3 protein-coding genes are annotated in these 3,157 nt (G+C 53.6%); 2 read left to right on the plus strand and 1 reads right to left on the minus strand.

Features of this window, described 5'->3' with window-relative positions; genetic code table 11:
* The first annotated feature begins 465 nt into the window (after nt 1–465).
* Together AC2FNV_RS23395 and AC2FNV_RS23400 are read left to right on the plus strand one after the other, a co-directional pair.
* Nucleotides 466–1,194, plus strand: coding sequence for a gamma-glutamylcyclotransferase (locus AC2FNV_RS23395; RefSeq protein ID WP_170610857.1), 729 nt, complete (start codon nt 466–468; stop codon nt 1,192–1,194).
* 152 nt (nt 1,195–1,346) lie between these two features.
* Complete coding sequence (locus AC2FNV_RS23400) at nt 1,347–2,681, plus strand: DUF7986 domain-containing protein (RefSeq protein ID WP_170610854.1); 1,335 nt, start codon at nt 1,347–1,349, stop codon at nt 2,679–2,681.
* A gap of 182 nt (nt 2,682–2,863) precedes the next feature.
* Here the strand turns inward: AC2FNV_RS23400 and AC2FNV_RS23405 are convergent, their stop codons facing one another.
* On the minus strand, nt 2,864–3,091 hold the full coding sequence (locus AC2FNV_RS23405; protein WP_170607022.1) for a DUF6429 family protein: 228 nt from the start codon (nt 3,089–3,091) through the stop codon (nt 2,864–2,866).
* Between the last annotated feature and the right edge of the window lie 66 nt (nt 3,092–3,157).

The raw sequence follows: 3,157 nt of genomic DNA on the forward strand, positions 1-3,157 counted from the left end.
AGACGTATCTAAACAAAACAAATTCCGATCAACAATTAAACTCCACAATATCACAAACTCAGATCTTCAACAAAAACTCGACCAACAATGCACTTCAGATGAGCTTTCTGCTGAAGAAATTTTTTGAGCAGGAATTGAAAGCCCGTTTAGCCCGCGGTTTTCATGTCTGAACTGGATGCGGCGAAAGCGCGGTTTAGGTTCCGACCAAAACTAAGCTTGTGAACGACTAGTCTGACGAAAACTGCCGAAATACAGAGTATCACTTTCCGCGAGTGCGAACGAATGCTGCGTTAGCAACATGTCTAAACATCAATGTCTGGAAAGTCCGCAACTCGGTCATTCCGCTAGTTTTCGCCAATGTCTGCTCTTAATGGAAGCAGCCGTTTCGAGACGCTTTTTCGTCGACGGAGCTCAGCAAAGCACTCTACTGTGGTTGTCGCGGCCAACAATCAACAAGACTTCTTTATGCCTTTTCCCGAACGTGTCTTTAAACACACTCCTGCCCTTCGCGGCCTGATCACTCCACCGGACTCTTCGGAGATGCGCTTCGGTCTTGAACGGTTCGCTGAATTGGACAAGCAAGCCGAGGATGAGGGCTGGCCTGCAGGATGGCGCATGAACCACGACGACCGGGAAGCCAATCGCCAAACTGTGCTGGCTGGTCGATGGGATCAGGACCTTTGGGTTTTCGCCTATGGCTCTTTGATATGGGACCCAGCCGTTTATGTCGAGGAATACCGGCGTGGCGTTTTATCTGGATGGAGTCGCAGTTTTTGCATGCTTCTGGAAGGCGGACGCGGCAGTCATGATCGACCCGGGCTTATGGCTGCTCTTGATGAAGGTGGACAATGTGACGGCCTAGTCTTCAGGATAGCGACTGAGCTGGTCGATCGAGAGACTAGGTTCATGTGGCACAGGGAAATGTTCGCGGGCGCTTATTGCCCTGTGTTTCTTGAAGTTGACACTCCACAGGGACAAGTAGAAGCGTTGGTATTCGTCATGGACCAGACGAACCGCCGGTATTCGCCGCATTTGACAATCGAAGAAGCTGCTCGGATGATCGCGGTCGCAGAAGGCGGGCTTGGACCCAATTTCGATTACCTTCAATCGTTGGTCTCACACCTGGATGAATTAGACATTCACGACGATGAAATGAAACAGCTGCATGCACTTTCCTCCAAGTATCGAAAGTAGTTTGGCCAAGCGTGCTAGTTTCCGACATCTTCCTTGAGCCGAGCGGCTATGGCATGCATTCTCTTAGACGCACAGCCTGAGCGCCGGAATCCGGGTGGACCCCGCTCGGACACATAAATATCGTTTGGGTTCACACTGAGTTTGAGGGCGGCATGGCAATAGCGAACGGTGTCGATGGCCTCATCGGCTTTATTCGACGCAATGATGTTTGGCAGCAGCGGATGCTCGATGTTCTGGCGGAACACATTGGGCCAGCTCTTGAAGAGTTTGATCTCGATTTTGAAGATTTGAGCGAGCTGCTCGGTGAAACCTGGCCGATGACGCTTTGGGGCTGCGCCTTTGAAGACTTGCTGGCCCGCACGTTTGATTACGGAAAAGCCAATGTCGTCGACCTGTATCTTGAGCAGCGCGGTTGGGCTGAGGGTGCCACAGATCGGAAATACCTCGCCGGATTGAGGTCTGCTGCCCCAAGTCTCTTCGAAGTCAGCCAGATAGTACCTGGCAAATCGATGGTTGTTCGCGATCTGCTCAGTGTGTCTGACCCCGTCACCGTGCGCGAGAAGAGCGCGACCCGCAGCCTGAAGCCTTGGGATCGCATTGCGGTGCGCGTCGTGAAGCAGGGTGATGACTACGTGATATCTGGAGCTTTGCTGCAATTCTCATCAGAGGCAACCGAGCTGCTGCTCGACGGCCTCCGTCATACGCTGGAGCTTGGCCCACGCCAGACACTCAATCTGACCGAAGATCAAAAACGCGGTTGTGCGCCGCTCTTCGCGAATGCCTGGCTGTTCGCGGAATTGCCAAAGGTTCTTGCTCCCGAACTGCCGACGTTGACCAATAACAATGGGGACCCCTTGGAATTCCATGATCTGCGGTTTCCGTTCGCGGCCGGTGTTCTGCAGAAAGATGTAAAATCTCGCCTCGCCCGGCATCCGGAGCTTTTAACTGACGGACAGAAGGCGTGGAGTTGGGTGACCCCGGAACCGGCAACCTACGGCGGTCCTAAGGGTGCATTAGCTATGCACACGACGAAGGCCGGCCAGACGGTCCTTGGATATCTGGAATTGAAGGGCAAGGCACTGATCCTGTCGGTCAACTCGGCTGAACGCGCAGTGACCGGGCGCAAGATGCTGATGAGCGCACTCGACGGACTGGTGAAGGCACCGTTGACGTCAATCCAAACTGCCGAAAAGGCCATGGCAGAGCACCAGGAAATTCCATCCGACGAAGTCCCACCAGATATCGCCAGACAAATTACCCATGAAACTCTCAATCGGCACTATCGGGAAACTCTGGACAAGCCGGTTCCGGCACTTGCAGACAAAACACCGCGGCAGGCCGTGCGCGGTGCCGCTGGTCGTAAAAAGGTCATCGCCTGGCTAAAACACATTGAGAACGCGAGTGCGCGCCAGCCCGGAAGTCCAATGGCAGAGTACGATTTCCGCTGGATGTGGGAAGAACTTGGCCTTTTGGACGAGCGGGTATGAAAAGTCTTCCTTTGCTGGAGGTGGCATCGACACAACTTTGTTTTTGAGGCGGGGCAGTGAATGCAGCAAAACCTGGCGCCAAGGAATATCGGCGTTTGACGGACCACCAGGCTTTGGTCATTCGTTTTTTTGCCAGTCGTAAATAATTGGTGCGCGCATCGCTGCGGTCGTATGAAGACACGTCAACTCTTGCTGAACAGCCGGGCCAGAGCGGCCTGCGCTTCTGCAAGGCCTGCTTCCGTCAGAACAAGGGATTTGGCCCGACCGGAGGGGTTTTCTATCAGGCCTTTCTCAAACAACCTGTCCGTGATCGCCCAATCGACCCCTTTCCAGACCCGGCGTCCATCATGCAGTGTAAGGCTCAGAATTGCGAGTGCGGCAGCATCCAGTTTATCTGTGTCCAGTTCCATCTTTCTAACTCAGGCAGGTTTTCCGTTCGAATTCCATCTGACCATGTAGAACCTGATGCTAGACAC

This window comes from Ruegeria sp. BHSA163, from assembly GCF_059613365.1.